The 18,200-nt window shown below is 73.9% G+C and carries 19 protein-coding genes and 1 pseudogene; 11 read left to right on the top strand and 9 right to left on the bottom strand.

The window, feature by feature from the left end; genetic code table 11:
- Positions 1–19: 19 nt before the first annotated feature.
- The gene (locus FHX32_RS16030) at positions 20–913 is read right to left on the bottom strand and encodes an IS982 family transposase (protein ID WP_167183310.1); all 894 of its coding nucleotides are present in this window, start codon (positions 911–913) and stop codon (positions 20–22) included.
- Positions 914–991: 78 nt separating this feature from the next.
- Here FHX32_RS16030 and FHX32_RS16035 point away from each other — a divergent pair.
- Positions 992–1,351: pseudogene (locus FHX32_RS16035) on the top strand (VOC family protein); the annotation flags it as partial.
- 66 nt (positions 1,352–1,417) lie between these two features.
- Here the strand turns inward: FHX32_RS16035 and FHX32_RS16040 are convergent.
- Positions 1,418–2,482, bottom strand: coding sequence for a hypothetical protein (locus tag FHX32_RS16040; RefSeq protein ID WP_486481126.1), 1,065 nt, complete (start codon positions 2,480–2,482; stop codon positions 1,418–1,420).
- A gap of 223 nt (positions 2,483–2,705) precedes the next feature.
- Between FHX32_RS16040 and FHX32_RS16045 the strand changes: the two genes are divergently transcribed.
- Positions 2,706–3,356, top strand: a complete 651-nt coding sequence (locus FHX32_RS16045; RefSeq protein WP_167183316.1) for a flavin reductase family protein — start codon at positions 2,706–2,708, stop codon at positions 3,354–3,356.
- Positions 3,357–3,364: 8 nt separating this feature from the next.
- Here FHX32_RS16045 and FHX32_RS16050 read toward each other — a convergent pair whose 3' ends face one another.
- A complete protein-coding gene (locus FHX32_RS16050) occupies positions 3,365–3,826 on the bottom strand; it encodes a hypothetical protein (protein WP_167183319.1) in 462 nt (153 codons plus the stop codon).
- On the bottom strand, positions 3,826–4,305 hold the full coding sequence (locus tag FHX32_RS16055) for a hypothetical protein (RefSeq protein ID WP_167183323.1): 480 nt from the start codon (positions 4,303–4,305) through the stop codon (positions 3,826–3,828). Before FHX32_RS16055 ends, FHX32_RS16050 begins: the two co-directional genes overlap by 1 nt.
- Before the next feature lie 44 nt (positions 4,306–4,349).
- Here FHX32_RS16055 and FHX32_RS16060 point away from each other — a divergent pair, with 44 nt between their 5' ends.
- A complete protein-coding gene (locus FHX32_RS16060) occupies positions 4,350–5,336 on the top strand; it encodes a WYL domain-containing protein (protein WP_167183326.1) in 987 nt (328 codons plus the stop codon).
- A 10-nt stretch (positions 5,337–5,346) separates the two neighbouring features.
- Here the strand turns inward: FHX32_RS16060 and FHX32_RS16065 are convergent, their stop codons facing one another.
- Complete coding sequence (locus FHX32_RS16065; protein WP_486481127.1) at positions 5,347–5,703, bottom strand: nitroreductase/quinone reductase family protein; 357 nt, start codon at positions 5,701–5,703, stop codon at positions 5,347–5,349.
- A gap of 195 nt (positions 5,704–5,898) precedes the next feature.
- Here FHX32_RS16065 and FHX32_RS16070 point away from each other — a divergent pair, with 195 nt between their 5' ends.
- Genes FHX32_RS16070 through FHX32_RS16085 form a run of 4 tightly spaced genes read left to right on the top strand, consistent with a single transcriptional unit; the run spans position 5,899 to position 11,946 of the window.
- Entirely contained in the window at positions 5,899–6,534 is a 636-nt protein-coding gene (locus FHX32_RS16070) for an ATP-binding cassette domain-containing protein (RefSeq protein WP_167183329.1), read from the top strand.
- A complete protein-coding gene (locus FHX32_RS16075) occupies positions 6,531–7,802 on the top strand; it encodes an extracellular solute-binding protein (RefSeq protein ID WP_167183332.1) in 1,272 nt (423 codons plus the stop codon). The genes FHX32_RS16070 and FHX32_RS16075 overlap by 4 nt, the downstream gene beginning before the upstream one ends.
- Positions 7,799–9,559 (top strand): ABC transporter permease, encoded by a 1,761-nt coding sequence (locus tag FHX32_RS16080; protein ID WP_167183335.1) that lies wholly within the window; start codon positions 7,799–7,801, stop codon positions 9,557–9,559. The genes FHX32_RS16075 and FHX32_RS16080 overlap by 4 nt, the downstream gene beginning before the upstream one ends.
- Positions 9,556–11,946, top strand: a complete 2,391-nt coding sequence (locus tag FHX32_RS16085) for a tetratricopeptide repeat protein (protein ID WP_167183338.1) — start codon at positions 9,556–9,558, stop codon at positions 11,944–11,946. The genes FHX32_RS16080 and FHX32_RS16085 overlap by 4 nt, the downstream gene beginning before the upstream one ends.
- A gap of 31 nt (positions 11,947–11,977) precedes the next feature.
- Here the strand turns inward: FHX32_RS16085 and FHX32_RS16090 are convergent, their stop codons facing one another.
- Complete coding sequence (locus tag FHX32_RS16090) at positions 11,978–13,009, bottom strand: extracellular catalytic domain type 2 short-chain-length polyhydroxyalkanoate depolymerase (RefSeq protein ID WP_167183340.1); 1,032 nt, start codon at positions 13,007–13,009, stop codon at positions 11,978–11,980.
- A gap of 186 nt (positions 13,010–13,195) precedes the next feature.
- On the opposite strand from FHX32_RS16090, the gene FHX32_RS16095 reads away from it, so the two are divergent.
- Entirely contained in the window at positions 13,196–13,528 is a 333-nt protein-coding gene (locus FHX32_RS16095) for a nuclear transport factor 2 family protein (protein WP_167183343.1), read from the top strand.
- On the opposite strand, the gene FHX32_RS16100 is transcribed toward FHX32_RS16095, so the two are convergent.
- Positions 13,525–14,277 (bottom strand): hypothetical protein, encoded by a 753-nt coding sequence (locus tag FHX32_RS16100; protein ID WP_208418814.1) that lies wholly within the window; start codon positions 14,275–14,277, stop codon positions 13,525–13,527. The two genes, FHX32_RS16095 and FHX32_RS16100, sit on opposite strands and share 4 nt — an antisense overlap.
- 236 nt (positions 14,278–14,513) lie before the next feature.
- On the opposite strand from FHX32_RS16100, the gene FHX32_RS16105 reads away from it, so the two are divergent.
- Complete coding sequence (locus tag FHX32_RS16105; protein WP_167183349.1) at positions 14,514–14,876, top strand: metalloregulator ArsR/SmtB family transcription factor; 363 nt, start codon at positions 14,514–14,516, stop codon at positions 14,874–14,876.
- On the top strand, positions 14,873–15,355 hold the full coding sequence (locus tag FHX32_RS16110) for an SRPBCC family protein (RefSeq protein ID WP_167183352.1): 483 nt from the start codon (positions 14,873–14,875) through the stop codon (positions 15,353–15,355). The genes FHX32_RS16105 and FHX32_RS16110 overlap by 4 nt, the downstream gene beginning before the upstream one ends.
- A 115-nt stretch (positions 15,356–15,470) precedes the next feature.
- On the opposite strand, the gene FHX32_RS16115 is transcribed toward FHX32_RS16110, so the two are convergent.
- The gene (locus tag FHX32_RS16115; RefSeq protein ID WP_167183355.1) at positions 15,471–15,935 is read right to left on the bottom strand and encodes a MarR family transcriptional regulator; all 465 of its coding nucleotides are present in this window, start codon (positions 15,933–15,935) and stop codon (positions 15,471–15,473) included.
- 71 nt (positions 15,936–16,006) lie between these two features.
- On the opposite strand from FHX32_RS16115, the gene FHX32_RS16120 reads away from it, so the two are divergent.
- Complete coding sequence (locus tag FHX32_RS16120; protein ID WP_167183358.1) at positions 16,007–16,672, top strand: DUF998 domain-containing protein; 666 nt, start codon at positions 16,007–16,009, stop codon at positions 16,670–16,672.
- Here the strand turns inward: FHX32_RS16120 and pdxR are convergent.
- A complete protein-coding gene (gene pdxR / locus FHX32_RS16125) occupies positions 16,669–18,141 on the bottom strand; it encodes a MocR-like pyridoxine biosynthesis transcription factor PdxR (RefSeq protein WP_167183361.1) in 1,473 nt (490 codons plus the stop codon). The genes FHX32_RS16120 and pdxR overlap by 4 nt on opposite strands.
- Positions 18,142–18,200: the final 59 nt, after the last annotated feature.

The following is an 18,200-nucleotide window of genomic DNA, read 5'->3' on the forward strand; positions in this document are numbered from 1 at the left end:
GAGTAGTTCCGAAATCCGGTCAGTGGTCGTAGGCGATCAGGGATCGGGTGACGGGTGCGCCGGTCTTGTTGTTGTGCCAGATCGCTGCGGCCATGGCCAGGAGACGTTGAGCCACCCGCGCGGCGACGCCGGCGAGGGTTCGTCCGCCGTGTTCTTCCAGGTCAAGCTGGCCTTTGAGGGTGTCGTTGACCGACTCGATCAACTGTCGGACCTTCTTGAGCATCGGCTCGCCGTAGCGGGCCTTCTCCGGCTTACGCGACGGGCGGAGCAGCTCGATGCCTTGCTCGGCCAGTTGCCGCTCGAACGGCTTGGACGCGAAGCCCTTGTCCGAGATCAGCAGGATCCCGTCGTGCTCGGCGACCACACCGGCCTCGACCTGAAGCATCGCGGCGAGGACTTCCCGTTCGCCGATCTTCGGGTTGGCCAGGGCCCACAGGATCGGCATTCCGGTCGGGGTGCAGACCAGGTACAGCCGCAGGCCCCAGAAGAACCGGGAGTGGGAGGCGCAGTAGCCGTAACCGGCCCAGCCGGCAAGGTCCGAGCGTTGCACCGTCGGGCGGGACATGCCACACGGGACCGGGGTGGAGTCGACGATCCAGTGGTTGTCGAACCAGAAGTCACTGTCACGGGCCAGATCCCGGATCACCTTCTTGATGAACGGCAGCGCCGCGCGGAGCCGCTTGTTGTACCCGGGGCGCTGGGGCAGGTACGGGAACATGCCGGCCAGGTGGACACGGGCGTAGCGGATCCAGTGGGCCTCCGAACGGGCGCCGAGCAGAACCTGCGCCACGGCCAGGCAGACCAGTTCGGAGTCGGTCAACAGCGGCGGCCGGCCCCGCCACCGGGGCGTGCGGATGCTGTCGTCGATCTTCACGTACAGTGCGGTCAAGAGGGTATCCAGGTCTTGCGTCACAACATGATCATGGATGCCCTCTCTTCATGCCCAGACATCGACCCCTGACTTCGGAACTACTCGTCTAGCATCGCCGGCATGGCAACGCGGCTCGTTCAAATCAACATGAAGGCTCGGGACGACTCCGCGCTGGGCGGCTTCTGAACGGAGGCGCTCGGCTGGGGAGTCTCCAGCGAGGAACCCGGCGTGACCAACCTCGAACCCGAGGGCTTCGTCTACCCCGACCCCGTCGCTGTCTGCATCGACCTCATCGCCTCCCCGGAACCGAAGACGGTGAAGAACCGCGTGCACGTCGACCTCGCCACCACCTCGGCGGCCCAGCAGGCGGAGCTGGTCACGCGCCTGAGGGAGCTCGGCGCAACACCCGCCGACGTGGGCCAGGGCGACGTCCCGTGGACGGTCCTCGCCGACCCGGAGGGCAACGAGTTCTGCCTCCTCGCCCCGAGCTGACCCAACCCTCGCCAGCCGCCCGCTACGGCCACCAGCCCGGACTGCGCGACGCGCCTAGCCGCCCCGCCGCCACCAGCGCCGTTTCGCGGCCGGCGCGGGCGCAGGCTCCGGAGCCGGCGGCGGCGCCGGTTCCTCGTCCTCGTCGTCGTACGCGGCACGCTCCAGCACCGCCGTCGCCAGCGCCCGGTCGTCGGCACCGCAACCGGGCGTGACGAGCATCAGCCGCGCCAGCGATTCCTCGATGGTGACCAGCCGCTTCGCCGCGACCGCCGCGTCGAGCCGGGCCCGGACGAGCTGACGTACCTCCGGTCGCAGGTCCGGTTCCCGGTACGCGGCGGTGACGAGCGCGAACAACGCCGCGTCGGCGACCCAGTCCTCGACGCCGAAGGCGAGGTCCACCAGCACCTCGCGGCGGGTCGAGGTCGGCCACGGCTCGTCCTTCGCGTGATGCAGGATGCCGAGGCAGACCCACGGCTGCATGAGCCGGTACCAGTAGGTCGGCGTCGACGTCGCCAGGTGGCGCCAGCGCGGGGTGTCCGGCGGGCCGGGCAGGTGCGCGAGCAGCCCGAGCAGGTCGGCCAGCGGCAGCTCGCCGAGCGGGGCCGCCTTCGCGTACCCCGACAGCGGGGACGGCCACGGCTCCCCCGCGACCTCCTGCAACAGCCGGACTGCGGCGGCCGACGGTGCCGGTCCGGCCGGCAGCGGCTCGGTGCCGTCGTACCGCCACACCGCGTACCGGCCGTGGCGTACGGGCTGCCGGATGTCGGGGGGCGGGAACTCGGCGATGCCGATGTCGACCGGGCCGGCGACCCGGCGGCAGGCCGTCATGGCGCTGGCCGGCTCCGCCGCTGACAGCCCAAGGCCGCTGACCTCGAGCTGTTCACCCCGCGCCCGGCGGCCACCAATGTCGTTGGCGACGTTGGTGATCGCCTCGCTCGGCATCGGTACCCAGTTGAGCCAGGGCCGCTTCGCTGCCGCCAGGGCGAACACGACGTCCGTCATCCGGCACGGGTGCGGGTCGTCGTGTACGGCGACCAGGTCCGCCACGTCGCCGGAGGCCCGGAACCGCATCGCGTGCCGCGCGGCGTCGCGGTGCGGAAAGCTCGGATCGTCCGCCATCTGCCGAAGGTCAGCATCCGCATCGCCGGAAAACATGGCGCGGAGCCTAACAATCCGAACGGTCGGGCAGGGGGCGGCGTCGGCCGCACAGGCCGCGGGCCCGCGTCCGACGCCAGCGGTCGAACGCGATGTCCGATCGCCGCCAGCAACCGGCGGCCGGCCTGGCGCAGAGTCGACGGCGGTGGCGCGACGCCCGGTCGCGCTCGCGACGGAAGGCGTACGGATGCACGTGGTTCCCGGTCTGAAGGTGCTCTACTTCGGCACGCCGGTGGTTCTGGTCAGCTCGCGCAACCCGGACGGCACGGCCAACCTGGCGCCGATGTCGTCGGCCTGGTGGCTGGGTCAGCACGCCATGCTCGGGCTCGGCGACAGCGGCCAGACCACCGCCAACCTGCGGCGCGAGCGGGAGTGCGTGCTCAACCTGCCGTCCGCGACGATGGTGGACGCGGTCGACCGGATAGCGCTCACCACCGGTCGCTCGGACGTGCCGGACCACAAGGTACGCCAGGGCTACCGCTACGAGCCGGACAAGTTCGCCCTGGCCGGGCTGACCGCCCAGCCGTCCGAACTGGTCCGGGCACCCCGGGTGGCGGAGTGCCCGGTCCAGCTCGAATGCCGGGTCGTCGCGACGCACCGCTTCGGCGGCACCTCCGCGCACGCCACCGCGTTCGAGGTGCAGGTGCTCCGCGCGTACGTCGAGGAGGACCTGGTGATCCCCGGGACGAGTTACGTCGACCCGCTGCGCTGGGACCCGCTGATCATGAAGTTCTGCGAGTTCTTCGGCGGCGGGCAGAACGTGCACCCGTCCCGGCTGGCCGAGGGCTGGGAGATGCCGCACCGACTGCGCCCGGACGCGACGCCGGTGGCCGGCTGAGCGGTAACTCAGGAGGCCGGCGTGCGGGTGAACTCCATGATCCAGTTGGTTTCCCAGGTGCGTTCGCCGTCGGTGGAGAACGCCTGCTCCCAGCGGCAGGAGGTCGGGGTGATCGCCGACCAGACGAACCGGCAGCGGACCGGCCGGCCCTCGTCGACGTCGTCGGCGAAGAAGGTGCCCACCCCGTCGACGAACCGGCCGACCACCGGCGGCAGCTCCAGCACGCCGCGGTTGCTGTTCATCCAGTAGATCGACCAGGTGCCGGCCGCCGGGTCGAAGATCCGCACCGTGGCGCCGGAGAAGCCCTTGGTCGGAAAGGTGATCTCGTCGAAGCTGCCCGCACCGCCGAAGAAGCTGCCCGCCACCGACCGCCCGGGGAACTCGTCCCACTCGTCGCTGCCGACGTGCCGCTTCACCAGCCGCCGGTTGACCACGTCCCAGGTGCCGACGAAGAAGTCGAAGTCGCCCATCAGCGGCCCACCGGCCCCTCAACCCGGGTGTCGGCGCGCCAGCCGGCCAGGTCCGGGCGCTCCGGCGCCAGCACGTGCCGGACCCACGCGGCCCGCTCGTGCTCCAGCACGCCGAGTTCCCAGACGCAGCCGACCCAGGGCCGGTGCTGCTCGACGAAGTGGGTCGGGTCGTCGTCCGGGCAGTCCAGGGCGGGCTGGCCGGCGGCGGCGACCCGCACCTGCACCACGTTGTCCCACACCCAGGTGTACGCCAGCAGGTAGGCGCCGGTGTCGGCGCCCCGGTGCAGCACCACCCAGCCCGCCGCCGGGGTGCTGTCGTCCGTGCCGGCCGGCAGCAGCCGGGGCAGCAGGTCGTACCCGGCCTTCTCCACCTCCGGTTCGATCCGCCGGTGCGGCTGGTCGATGTGGTAGCGCTTCAGCTCGCGGCCGGCGACCGTGACCGGTCCCGGCACCCAGAGATCCTTGTCGCGAAATGCCATGCCGGGACGGTAGGACCACTCCCCTGACAACTACTGTCAGGGGAGTGCGGGCCAGTCGACTTCTTTCCCTCCTGCTGCTGCTGCAGGGCCACGGCCGGATGACCGCGGCGCAACTCGCGCAGCGGCTGGAGGTCTCCGTCCGCACCGTCTACCGCGACGTCGAGTCGCTGCACTCGGCGGGCATCCCGCTCTACGGCGAGGCCGGGCACGCCGGCGGCTACCAGCTGGTCGAGGGCTGGCGGACCCGGCTCACCGGGCTGACCGCCGAGGAGGCCGAGCGCCTCTTCCTCGCCGGGCTGCCCGGGCCGGCCGCCGAGCTGGGCTACGGCGCGGTGGTGGCCGCGCTCCAGCTCAAGCTCCAGGCCGCGCTGCCGCCCGCGCTGGCCGACCGGGCGCAGCGGCTCCAGCAGCGATTCCACCTGGACACCCCCGGCTGGTACGCCGACGGCGACGCCTCGCCCCACCTGGCCGCGGTGGCCGACGCGGTGTGGCGCGAGCGCCGGATCCGGGTCCGCTACCGCAGCTGGACCGGCGAGGTGGACCGGGCGCTGGAGCCGTACGGGCTGGTGCTCAAGGGCGGTCGGTGGTACGCGGTGGCCAACCGGCCGGGCCGGGACGCCCCGGCGACCTACCGGATCAACCAGATCCTGACGCTGACCACCCTGGACGAGGGATTCGACCGGCCCGCGGAGTTCGACCTGCCGGCCTGGTGGCAGGGGCACGTGGTGCGCTTCCGCGCCCAACTGCACAGCGACGACGCGAGGATCCGGCTCTCCCCCCGCGGCCGGCAGCGGCTGCGGGAGGTCGCCAGCGACGTGGTGGCCGGGGCGGCAGAGCGCAACGCCGGCCCACCGGACGCCACCGGTTGGGTGACCACGGTGGTGCCGATCGAATCGCTCACCCACGCCCACGGCGATCTGCTGCGGCTCGGCGCCGAGGTGGAGGTGCTGGCGCCGGCCGAGCTGCGGGCCATGCTCACGGACACCGCCGTCGCGCTGGCCGCGCTCTACCGTCCCGAGCCGCCGGGCTGACCGCCCGTCCTCAGCCGAGGGAGACCTGGACGGCGACGTCCCGCCTCGGGTAGTGCTCGTCCACGTACCGGCGGCCGTACTTCGCGCGGAACATCTCCAGCACGTGGTCGACCCGGTCGGCGTCGGTGATCGGAGTGGCGGGCGCGCTCACCGCGGTGCCGTTCGCCGCGACCTCGATCAGCGGGGTCTGCCGCAGGTTCTTGTACCAGTCGCTGTCCGACCCGGTGATCGGCACCAGGAACATGCTCTGCTCGTCCTGCACGAACCACACCGGGTGCGAGATCTGCCGGCCGGTCCGCCGGCCGGTCACGGTGATCTCCACTTCCTCGGCACCGGCAAAGGCGTCCCTGGCGTCCTCGATGCTCACCGCTGACCTCCGTCGACGATCGCGTGGTGCTCCTCAGCGCCAGGCTAGGTGCCGCCTGGCCGGCCCGGTGCCGGTTCCGGCCGATGTCGCGCCGACGGGTGAGGGCCGCCCGCCGCCTCCACAAGGGAGGGTGCGGGGCGTGTTCGTCGTCCGGATGTGCCACCCTGGGGGCGACGATTCGGGTCACCGGAGGTGATGGCCACGTTACGACTCTGCGAACTCGTCGCGCTGCCCGCCGACGCGCCGGTGACCCTCGACGTGCCCGCCGGCGCCACCGTGGCGCTGGCCGCCCCGCCCCGGGTCGGCACCGCGCTCGCCCGGGTGGTGGTCGGGCTGGCCGCGCCGGCGGCCGGCGCCGTGCTGGTCGGCGGCCGGGACGTCACCGACCTGCCGCCGCTGCGCCGCCGCATCGGGTACGTCCCGGCCGGCGGCGCCCTGCTGCCCCACCTGACCGTGCGCCGCAACATCGCCTACGGCCAGCGCAAGCGGGAACGGGTACGCGAGGTGGCCGACAGCTGGGCGGCGACGGTGGTCGAGCGGCTGGAGCTGGCGCCGACCCTCGACCTGCGGCCGCACCTGCTCTCCGAGGGCCAACGCTTCCGGGTTGCGCTGGCCCGGGCAATGGCCTGCCTGCCGGAGGTCCTGGTCATCGACCTGCCGGCCGGTGCCCCCGACGGCGGGCGGCTCACCGACCTGGTCGGGCGGCTCTCCCCGCCCGACGCGCCGGGTCTCGCGGTGCTGGTCTGCACCGCCGACGAGGCCGTGCTGGCCGAACTCGGCGACCAGGTCCGGGCAGCGCCGGCCGACGCCGACGCGGAGGTGGGCCGGTGAGGCTGCGCCGCCGTACGCTGCTGCGGGCCGCCGCCGCGGCGAGCACCGCGACCGCCGCCGCCTCCTGTTCCCGGGGCGAGCGGTCGCTGCAGGTGGCGGTGGTGTGGAGCGGCACCGAGCTGACCCGGTTCCGGCAGGTGGTGGCCGGCTACGGCACGCCGGTACGGGTGGTCAGCGCGGGCAACGACATCGACGCGTTCCTGCGCGCCCGGCACCTCGCCGGCACCAGCCCCGACGTGGCGATCCTGCCCCGCTCCGGGCTGGTCGTCGAGTACGCCCGCCGGGGCTGGCTGCGCGAACTCGCCCCCGCCGCGAGCTACGCCGTCCCGCCCGGGATGGCCGACCTGCTCGCCACCGACGGGCGCCGCTACGGGGTCTGGGTGAAGGCGGCCCACAAGTCGCTGTTCTGGTACTTCCGGTCGATGCTCTCCGAGCCGCCCGCCACCTGGGACCAACTGGTGGCGATCACCCGCCGGCAGGGCGCCCGGGCCCGGGCCGGCATCGCCCCGGCGCCGCTGGCGATCGGCGCCGCCGACGGCTGGGTGCTCACCGACTGGTTCGAGAACGTGCTCGCCGACGTCGCCGCGCCCGACTTCTACGAGGCGCTGGCCCGCGGCGAGGCCGACTGGCGCAGCCGGTCGGTGCGGATCGCCCTGGAGCGCCTCGCCGAGCTGTGGAGCATCGACGGCGCCTTCCCCGGCGGCCCCCGCCGCGCCCTGCTCACCCAGTACGAGGAGTCGGTGATCCAGGTGGTGCACCACCGCCGGGCGACGATGGTGTTCGAGGCCGACTTCGTCGCCGACGTCAGCAGCCGGTTCCAGCGCGGTCCGGAGCAGCCGGTCACCTTCCGGTTCCCGGGGTCACGGGCGGCGGACCGTCCGCTGATCCTGGGCGGCGACGCGGCGGTGGCGTTCGCCGGGTCGGCCCGCGGGGCGGAGCTGGTGCGCTGGCTCAGCGACGGGTCGGCATTCCGGCCGTGGTTGCGGGCCGGCGGCTACCTCTCCCCCAACGTCACGGTCCCGCTGGAGAGCTACCACGACCCGATGCGCCGGGCGCTCGCCGCCGAGCTGCGCGACGCGGAGTCGGTCCGCTTCGACCTCTCCGACCGGCTGCCCGGCCCGTTCACCGGCTCCGACGGGGTGGGCATCTGGCGGATCATGCAGGACTTCTTCGCCGACGTCACCGACGGGGTGCGCGCCGCCGAGGCGGTGCGCCGGGCCACCGGACAGCTGGCCGCGGCGGCCCGGGCGGCCGGGGGTGGGCGATGACCCGGCCGGTGCTCGGCGAACTGGCGGTTCTCGACGACGTCGGGCCGCCGCGGCGCGGCCGAGCCTACCCGGCGGCGGGCGCCACCTCCGCGCTGCTGCTGCCGGCGCTGCTGCTGCTCGGCGGGCTGGTGGCCTGGCCGGTGCTACGGACGCTGCACGCCAGCGTGGTCACCGACGGCCGCTGGGTCGGCGCGGCGAACTTCCGCGCCGCGTTCGCCGCGCCGGGCACCGCGGCGGTGGTGGGCCGTACGGTGCTCTGGGCGCTGCTGGTGCCCGCGGTGGTCACCGTGCTCGGCTACCTGCTGGCCGCCGCGTCCCGCCGCTCGCAGGAGGGCGGGCTGGTCCGGCTCATCCTGGTGGTGCCGACCGCGCTGCCGCTGGTGGTCACCGGGGTCACCTTCCGGCTGCTCTACGACCCCGATCCGCAGCGTGGGCCGGCCACCCTGCTGCTGGCCCGGCTCACCGGGCGCTCGGCGGAACAGGTGCCGCAGCTGCTCGGCCCGGGCCTGGTCACCGTGGCCCTGATGTCGGCGTTCGTCTGGGCCTGGGTCGGGCTGGCCGTGCTGGTGTTCCGGGCCGCGCTGGACGCGGTGCCGCCGAGCCTCGGCGACGCGGTCCGCGCCTTCGGCGGCAACCGGCGGGACGTGCTCTGGGACGCGCAGTGGCGCCCGCTGCTGCTGCGTACGGTCGCGGTGGTGTTCGCCCTGGTGGCGCTCGGCACCAGCCGTACCTTCGACCTGATCCTGGTGATGACCCCCGGCTCGGTGCGCGACGAGGCGTCGGTGCTGGCGCTGCGGGTCTGGCAGACCTCCGGCGGCACCACCACCGGCGAGGGCGCTGCGCTCGGGGTGATCTGGCTGGCGGCCGTGGCGGCCGGCATGCTGGTGGCGGCGCTCTTCGTCCGCCAGGCGTGGCCGCCGCCGCGCGATCCCGCGCCGGTCGACCCCGAACCGGCGCCGCCGCGTCGGTGGATCCGGCTGCTCGCCGCCGGCGCCGCGCTCGCCTGGCTGGTGCCGCTGGGCGTGCTGCTGGCCACCTCGCTGCACCGGCCGGTCGACGCGGCCGCCCGGGCGTGGTGGTCGAGCGCGCCCAGCCTCGACTCGTACCGCCAGCTGACCAGCGGTCCGGAGCTGTGGCGCACGCTCGGGTTCACCCTGGTGCTGGCCACCGTGGTCACCGCGGCCGTGCTCGGCATCGCGCTGCTGGCGGCGTACCCGCTGGCCTGGCTGACCGGGCCGCCCGCGCAGGCCACCGGGCTGCTGCTGATGGCGGCCAGCGTGGTGCCGGTCCAGGTGATCGCCGGCCCGGTCAACGAGGTGCTCGGCGCCGTGCTCTCCTCCGGCACGACGCGCGGGCTGGCGCTGGTGCACGTCGCGCTGGGCATCCCGTTCGCCGTGCTGGTGCTGCGCAACGCCTTCGCCGACCTGCCCGCCGAGCAGGTGCGCGCGGTGCGACTCGGCGGCCGGCACTGGTGGAGCACGCTGCGGCTGCTGGCCCGGCACAACCGGCCGGCGGTGGTCGCGGTCGCCGTGCTGGAGTTCGTCCAGGTGTGGAACGACCTGGTGGTCGGCCTGCTGTTCAGCGGGCCGGGCGCGGCACCGCTGGGGCTGTTCCTCGCCGGCCAGACCCGCGGGTTCGTGGCCAACAGCGGGGTGCTCGCCGCCGGGTCGGTGGTCGCGTCGATCCTGCCGGTGCTGCTGGTGGTGCTGGCCCGCCGCCAGCTCGTCGCCGGGCTGGTCGCCGGGGGCGTCCGGTGAGCCGGCCGGCCGGGCGGTCGCGCGGGCCGGGCCGGCTGAGCGTGCTGCTCGCCCTCGGCGGGGTGCTCGGCGGCGGGGTCAGCGCGCTGCTCGGCAACATCGCCGGCAACCTGCTCTCCGAGCTGTCCGTGCAGGTGCTGGGCTCGGCGAGCGTCGGCGTGGTGCTGCTCGGCCTGCTCGCCTCCTTCGTGGTCGAGTGGCGCCGGCGCCGGCGCGACCAGCTCGCCGAGCCGGACGCCGAGACGCCGGCCGCCGCCGGCACGCCGACGCTGCCCTACCAGGGCACCTTCACCGGGCGCAGCGACGATGTGGACGCCATCGTGGACGCGCTGAAGCGGGAGCACGCGGTGGCGGTCGTGGGCCGCCGGGCCGTCGGCACCTCCTGGTACGCCATCGAGGCGGCCAACCGGTGCCGGGCCGACTTCCCGGACGGCCAGTACCACCTGGACCTGCGCCGGGGCGGCCGGCGCCACCCGCCCCGGCAGGTGCTGGCCGCGCTGGCCCGGGTCCTGGGCACCCGACCGCCGGCCTCCGGTCGCCCGGACGACCTCACCGAGGCCGCCGACGAGCTGCGCGGCCAACTCGACGGCCGGCGGATCCTGCTGGTGCTGGACAACGTCGACGACGCCGCCCAGGTCCGGCCGCTCCTGCCGCCGACCGCCCACGCCTGCCGGCTGCTGCTGGCCGGCACCGGGGCGCTCGCCGCGCTGGACGCGGTCGGGGTGGTGGCGCACTGGATCGGGGAGCCGGACACCGACGACGCGGTCGAACTGTTCGCCGCGGCCGGCGCGGCGGCGCCGGCGGCCCGCCCGCACCGCCCGGAACCGCGCACCGACCCGGCGGTCCGCACCATCGTCGAGCTGTGCGGGCGGCAGCCGCGTACGGTGGCGGAGCTGGGTCGGCGCACCGCGCAGCACGGCTGGCGGCACGCCGACGTGCTCGACGCGCTGCGCCGGGCCGTCGAGACTCCCCCGCACCAGGAGCTCGACGCGTCCCCGGCGACCCTGCTGGTGACCGCGCGGGACGCCGCGTATCACGCGCTCTCGGCGGAGGCCCGGCGGCTGTGGCGGCTGATGTCGCTCACCCCGGCGCCGGTGGACCGGCCGACCATCGCCGCGCTCGCCGACCGGCGGCCGGACCGGGTCGCCGCCCTGCTGGACGAGCTGGCCGCCGGGGCGTTCGTGGTCGGCGCGCCCGGCGACCGGTACGAGGTGCGGCCGCTGCTCGGCCCGTACGCCCGGCTGCACCTGCGGGACGACGAGCCGGTGCGCCGGCGGGTGGCGGCGCAGGCCCGGCTCACCCGGCACCTGGCCCGGCGGGCCGAACGGCACGCCGCGAGCCTGGCGGTGGCCGCGTCCACCCTGGACCGGGACCGGCCGTTGCCGCTCGACGACGACCCGTACGGCTGGTTCGACCTGCACCAGGAGCTGCTGCTCGCGGTGGTCAAGGTGCCGGCCGGCGCAGCCGAGACGCTGCCCCGCCGGGTCCGCCGCTGGTGGTTCCGGCTGGCGGTGGCGCTGTGCGGCTGGCTCGCCCACGTCGAGCGGCTGGACGAGTGGGACGAGGTGTGCCGCACCGTGCTGGCCACGCCGACCGCCGACGACCGGCCGGAGATCGCCGGCTGGGCGCACAACGAGCTGGGGGTGCTGCGTCGGCGCCGGCACGACCCGCAGGGCGCGGCCACCGCGCTGACCCTGGCCGTCGCCGAGCGGGGCCGCCGGGGCACCGCCCAGGCCCGGATGAACCTCGGCCTGGTGCTGCTCGACCTCGGTCAGCTCGACGACGCGGTGGAACACCTGGAGCTGTCCCGCCGGCACCGCTCCGGCGCCGACCGGGCCGGGCACGCGCTGACCCAGCTCGGACTCGGCGCCGCCCAGCTCGCCCGCGGCGAGTTCGAGATCGCGCACCACCATCTGGTCCGGGCGGCGAACACGTTCCGCTCGCTCGGCGACGCCCGGGGCTACGCGGCGGCGCTGACCAACCTGGTGCTGGTGCACGCCGACCTGGGCGAGCACCTGGACGCGGCACAGTCGTGGCGGGCGGCGCTGCGCGAGTACGAGTCGGTGGCCGACCCGACGAATCGGGCCGCCGCGCTGCTCAACGCCGGTGCCACGCTGCTGAGCACCGCGCCCCGGCAGGCGCGGCAGGCGTACGAGATGCTGGCCGAGAGCCGGCGGTTGCGCGAGGGCGGGCCGGCCACCCCGGGGCTGGGCCGGACCCTGCTGTACCTGGGCGACGCGGCGGACGCGCTCGGCGATGTGGACGAGGCGCGGCGGCACTGGGTGGACGCGGCAGCGGTGTGCGAGGCGGCCCGGGACGCCGAGGGGCAGGCCGAGGCGGACGCCCGCCTGGCTGGGGTGGACGCCCCGGCCGACGAACCCGCCTGAGCGGGGCCGGCCGGGGCCACCTCACATGAGGTCAGCCGTCGAGGCGGCGGACCATGTTCATGATCGTCTCGACCTGAGCGCCGCCCTTGATCGGGTAGTTGGTGGCGCCGAGGTAGCCCCACCAGTCCCAGCAGCCGTTGGGGTTGGTGCCCGCGGTGGCGGCCTGGGGGTAGAGCACGATCAGGTTGTTGGTGTCGGCGTACTGGTTGAGGTTGGCCCGATCCACGAACGCGGTGCCGACCGAGCCGTACGCCTGCAGGCAACCGTGCAGTGCGACCAGCAGCCGGCAGGACTGGCCGGCGGCGCACGACGACGGCACGTACGCGAAGCCGTTGGCGTCCATGCTCAGGCCGGGGGCCCAGCCGTTGACCGCGTGGGTGTTCTGGCTGAACCGGATGAGCGTGCCGCCGAGCGCACCGGTGTTCGGCGCCTTGACGCTGCCCAGCAGCTTGCGCAGCAGGGCGTTCTGCGGGTCGGTGCCGCAGTTGTTGAGGAACGGCGAGGCGGTCGCGGTGCAGCCGCGGGTGCCGTACGGGGTGACCCAGGCGTGCCCCGCCGAGGAGCCGCTGTCGTACTGCACACTGGCGCCGAAGTGCTGGTAGTAGCGGACCAGGTCGTCGGTGACCGACTTCTTGACGGTGCTGTCGTTGGCGCCGTGGAAGACGTACACCGGGTCGCCGGAGAGGTTGCCCACCGGATCGACCCAGCCGTACGTGGCCCAGGTGCGGGTGTACGTCTGCAGGGCGGACAGGTAGGTCGGGTACAGGTTGTCGCCGCAGCCGTAGAGTGCCTGGGCGACGTTGTTCTGGGCGCAGTAGTAGGGCCCGGCGGCGAAGACGGCCGCGCCGCGGATCCGGGACGAGTAGGCGACGTGCAGCTGGGTGGCCAGGTAGGCACCGGAGGAGACTCCGGCGACGTACACGCCGGAGACGTTGTAGGCGCGCAACGAGCCGGCGACCGGGGTCTTGGTGGACGGGTCGGCGGCCTGGACGGGGGACGCGGTGGTCAGGGTCAGCAGCAGGGCGGTGACCAGGGCGGCGGTGGCCTTCAGCGGTGTCTTCATGGACGCTCTCCCGGAATCGGCGAGCGCCGGCGGTGGTGTCGGCGTGGCCAGACGCTAACGTGACATCGAGCACACCCGATATGAGCCTGACCGACACGTCCAGCGGAACCGGTGTGTCGGGAACCGACAGTCGGCACCGCTTATGCTGCTGGTCGCCGAGAACCGCCGGCCGCCAGGAGGTGGAGCGTGTCCAACACGGAGGTGGTGCGGGCGCTGCTGGCGGCGTACCGGAAACAGGACCTGGCCGCCGCCGACCGGCTGCTCGCCCCGGATTTGGTCTTCACCAGCCCGCAGGACGACCACATCGACAAGGCGGCCTACCTCGACCGGTGCTTCCCGACGGCGGACCGCTTCTTGTCGCAGGAGGTCCTGCGGCTGGCCGACGTCGGCGACGACGAGGTCCTCCTGCTGTACGAGTACGAGCTGCACAACGGTGAGCGGTACCGCAACGCCGAGCACATCACGGTGCGGGACGGCCGGGTGGCCGAGGTCTGGGTCTTCTTCGGCGGCCGGGTCTAGGCTCCGACGGCGAGGAGCCGGCGGATGGCGTCGGCGATCACCCGGTCCACGGTGAATCGTTCCTCCAGCCAGGTCAGCGTGACCGCCGCCGCCTGCCGGTTGTGCTGGTAGCCGGGCACCATAGCGGCCAGCGGCAGCACCTGAGGAGGGTACGCCTGCTCCACCCGCCGGCTGGCGTCGAACGGGTCGCGGCGGTGCCCGGCCCCGGGGTGCGTCAGGTTCAGCAGCCCGATCACCCGGTCGACGGCGTACGACTGGATGAACCGCGCGGCGGTCAGCCGCTCACCGCGCAGGTCGCGGAGCAGGCCGACGTAGAGGTTGGTCAGCGCCTCGTTGAGGTGGAACTCGACGGTGTCGAACGGGACCCCGGCCGGCGGTGGTCCACAATCGGCCAGCCCGGCGGGCGCGTCGTCACGCTGCCACACGATCCGGGCGCCGGTGAACGGCAGCCGGGCGAGTTCGTCGAGGGTGAAGACGGCGTACTCGACGAAAACGCCGTCGGCGTAGAGCGCCTTCCGCCCGTTGCGGTCGTTGGCGAAGCTGTACGCCACCGGGCAGGGTGCGCGCAGCCAGTCGAGGGATTCCAGGTAGCGGGGCTTGGCGTGCGCGTCGACCACGACGAAGAAGTCCAGGTCGGAGTAGTCGTCGAGGCGGTCGTGCTCGGCGCCGGCGGAGCCGAGCCCGAGGAGCGCGACCACGTCCGGGCGGGTGGCGAGGTGGGCGGCGAGGTCGTCCAGCCGTCGCAGCATCGGGTGCATCACGTCGTCCCTTCGCGAAGAGTCGACGTTTCAGCCCGTACGGCCCTGCTGGCCGCCGAGGTCGCGACACCGGCGCCCCCGATGCTGGCCAGCGGGAGCCGACGATGTCAAGGGCGATGCTCCTCGGCTGCGGCGGCGACGATCAGGATCGGCGGATCCCGGCACGTCCCAACACGCCTGATACTTAGGTCTTGACCTAAGCTTTCGCCGCGCCCATACTTAGGTGCATGCCTAAGCGATCTGGCGACGGGGACAGGCCGGTGGACCCGGCGCTGGACGGCGTGTTCCACGCGTTGTCCGACCCCACCCGCCGCCGGATCGTGGAACGCCTCGGCCGAGGGCCGGCGACGACCAGCGAGCTGGCCCGTCCGTTCGACATGGCACTGCCGTCGTTCACCCAGCACCTGGGCGTCCTCGAGCGCTCCGGCCTGGTGACGTCGGAGAAGAAGGGTCGGGTGCGCACCTACCGCCTCACCCCCGAGCCGCTGGAACGGGTCGACACCTGGCTCACCGGGCAGCGCGCGCTGTGGACCCGACGGCTGGATCAACTCGACGCACTTCTCTACGACCTGAAGGAGCAGCAGAAATGACCACCTGGAGCGCGGACCCCAATCTCGACCTCGTCCTGGAGCGCACCGTCGACGTCGCGCCCGAGCTGGTCTGGAAGGCCTGGACGACGCCCGAGCTGATCGTGCAGTGGTTCACCCCGAAGCCCTGGTCGACCACGTCCTGCGAACTCGACCTGCGGCCCGGCGGCAAGTTCAACACGGTGATGCGCTCGCCGGAGGGCCAGGAGTTCCCGAACGTCGGCTGCGTGCTGCTGGTGAAGGAGAACTCCACGCTGGCCTTCACCTCGGCCCTCGGCCCCGGTTTCCGCCCGCAGGTCTCCGCGGACGGCTTCCCGTTCACCGCCGTCGTCCAGATCGAGCCCGCCGGCACCGGCACGAAGTACACCGCCACCGCGATCCACGCCGACGACGCGGCGAAGAAGGCGCACGCGGAGATGGGCTTCATCGAGGGCTGGGGCGCGGCCCTGGACCAGCTGGTCGAGGTCGCGAAGCGCCTCTGACGTACGCCTGCCCCGGCGTACCTACGACGGCCGCCACCATCGGCGGGGTCGAGCGACCCCGCCGATGGTGGCGGCCGTCGACCCGTTTCCAGAGCCGGTGACCCCGAACGGCGCCTCAGGCTTCGACGCGGATCGCCGCGGCCTGCTGCCGGGCCAGGGCGCGCATCCGGCCGAACAGGTCGATGAGCATCCGCAGTTGGGCGTCGTCGTAGTCGGCGAGCGCCGCCGACCAGCCGGCGGCCATGCCGGCGAAGAGCGGCTCGATCTCCGCCAGCCGCTCCGGCACCGGTTCCACGATCACCCGGCGACGGTCCACCGTGTCGTGGCGGCGCCGGACCCATCCGGCACGCTCCAGGCGGTCGATCATCCGGGTCACCGCGCCGCTGGTCAGGCCGGTGCGGTGGGCGATCTCCCCGGCCGTCGCCGAGCCCTCCTCGGTGAGGGCGGTGAGGCACTTGAAGTCGGCCAGCCCGAGGCCGAGCCGGTCGGCCGCCGCCTGTTGCACCAGGATCGCGTCGGCCACCGCCTGGGTCAGCGTGGCCTGCAGCTCGAGCAGCAGTTCCTGCCGCGCTCTTGACATGGCCCGACTCTACCGCCGCATAATCTGCATCATCATTTATCTGCGTCATGCAGATTATGTTTGGAGAAGACATGTCGTCACGCAAACTCCTCTGGGCCGGGGCCGCGGGTCCGCTGGTGTTCGCCACCGTCGCGCTGGCCGAGGGCGCCGCCCGGCCACACTACGACCCGATGCGCAACTGGATCAGCGAGCTGGCCCTCACCGGACGCGGCTGGATCCAGATCGCCAACTTCCTGCTCACCGGCGTACTGCTGGTCGTCTTCGCGGTCGGGCTGCGCCGGACCATCCACTCCGGCCCGGCGGCGGTCTGGGGACCCCGCTGGGTCGCCACCGCCGGGGTCGCGCTCGTCGCCGCGGGCGTCTTCGTCACCGATCCCGGCCTGGACTACCCGCCGGGCACCGCGGCGACCGCCTCCTGGCACGGGGCGCTGCACGACGTCGCCGGCCCGGCCGTCTTCCTCGCCCTGGCGCTGATCGCCTTCACGTACGCGCGCCGGTTCGCCCGGGCGTACGGCATCGCGGTGGGGGTCGCCGTCATCGTGCTGTTCCTCGGCGCCGGCACGCTCGTCGGGCTGGACTACGCCGGCGTGTGGACCCCGGCGCCCGCCGGCCTGCTTCAGCGCCTGTCGATCCTCACCGGGTTGGGTTGGCTCGTCGTACTGGCCCGGCACGCCCTGACCGCCGAGCCCGGGGCCCGGCCCGTGCCCGACGCGCCGGCTGGCAGCGGCCCCCGTTAGCCGCGTAGCACGGCGGCGACGGTGGCGATCCCCTCCTCGATGGTCGAGGCCGGGTTCGCCGCGTACCCGAGGACCAGCCCGGGCCGGTGTGCCCGCTGGCAGTGCCAGGACAGCGGTTGCACCTTCACCCCGCGCTCCAGCGCACCGGCGGCCACCTCGGTGTCCGGCAGGTCACCTGGCAGCGTGACCATCAGGTGCAGCCCGGCCGCCGCCCCGTGCACGGTCGCGCCGGGCAGGTGCCGGGCCAGCGCGGCGATCATCGCGTCCCGCCGGCGGACGTGCCGCCGGCGCAGCATCCGGAGCTGCCGCTCCAACGCGCCGGAGGTCATCAGCTCGGCGAGCACGAGTTGTGGCAGCACCGCGTTGCCCAGGTCGGCGTTGCGCCGGGCCTCCACCACCGCCTCCCGGTAGCGCGCCGGCACCAGCAGCCAGCCGACCCGTAACGCCGGCGCCAGCAGCTTCGACACGCTGGCGGCGTAACAGATCTGGTCGGGCAGCAACGCCCGCAGCGCCGGCACCGGCGGGCGGTCGTACCGGTGCTCGGCGTCGTAGTCGTCCTCGACGATCAGCCCGCCGGCCCGCGCCCAGGCGACGAGCTGGCGGCGGCGCTCGCCGTCCAGCACCACGCCGGTCGGGAACTGGTGGGCGGGGGTGAGCATCACCGCGGCCACGCCGCTGGCGGCCAGTTCGTCGACCCGCAGGCCGGCGTCGTCGACCGCGACCGGTGGGGTGTCGACCTGCCAGTTGTTCAGGTGCTGGCGCACCCCGAGCGAGCCCGGGTCCTCGACCGCGATCCGGGTGATGCCGTACGGCCGCAACGCCTGGGCGAGCAGGCCGAGCGCCTGCGAGACACCGGTCGTGACGATCACCTCGGCGGGGTCGGCCGCGACACCGCGGCTGCGGGCCAGCCACGCCGCGACGGCGGCGCGCAACGCGGGCGCACCGCGCGGGTCGCCGTAGCCGAAGTCGGACGCGGCCAGCTGCCGCAGCACGGTCCGTTCGGCGCGTAGCCAGGCCGCGCGCGGAAAGGCGGCCAGGTCGGGTACGCCGGGCGTCAGGTCGATCCGCGCCGGGATCGCGCGTACGGCGTCGAGGACGTCGGTGCCGGGAGCGCGCGGGAAGAGCGTGACCGGGGCAGGCGCCGCGGCCGGCGGCGGCGCCGGCGGCGCGGCCGGAGCGGCGACCACCACCGTGCCGGCGCGTCCCCGCCCGGCGACCTGGCCGTCCTCGACCAGCCGCTGGTACGCCTCGGTGACCACGCCCCGGGAGACACCGAGATCGGCGGCGAGCACCCGGGTGGCGGGCAGCCGGCCGCCGATCGGGAGCCGCCCGTCGGCGATTGCCTGGCGCAGCCGGGCGGCCAGCCAGTCGGCGCGGCCGCCGGGCGGCGCCTCGGCGATGTCAAGGTGCAGGAAATCCGACCCGGCGGATATGGACCTCTCGGGCGAGCGTGGTTTGGCTCTGCTCATCGGGCCATGATGGCAGCAGAGTGGGCAGTGAGGCACCACCCACCCACTCGTCGGAAGGA

Source organism: Micromonospora sp. CNZ280 (assembly GCF_011759515.1).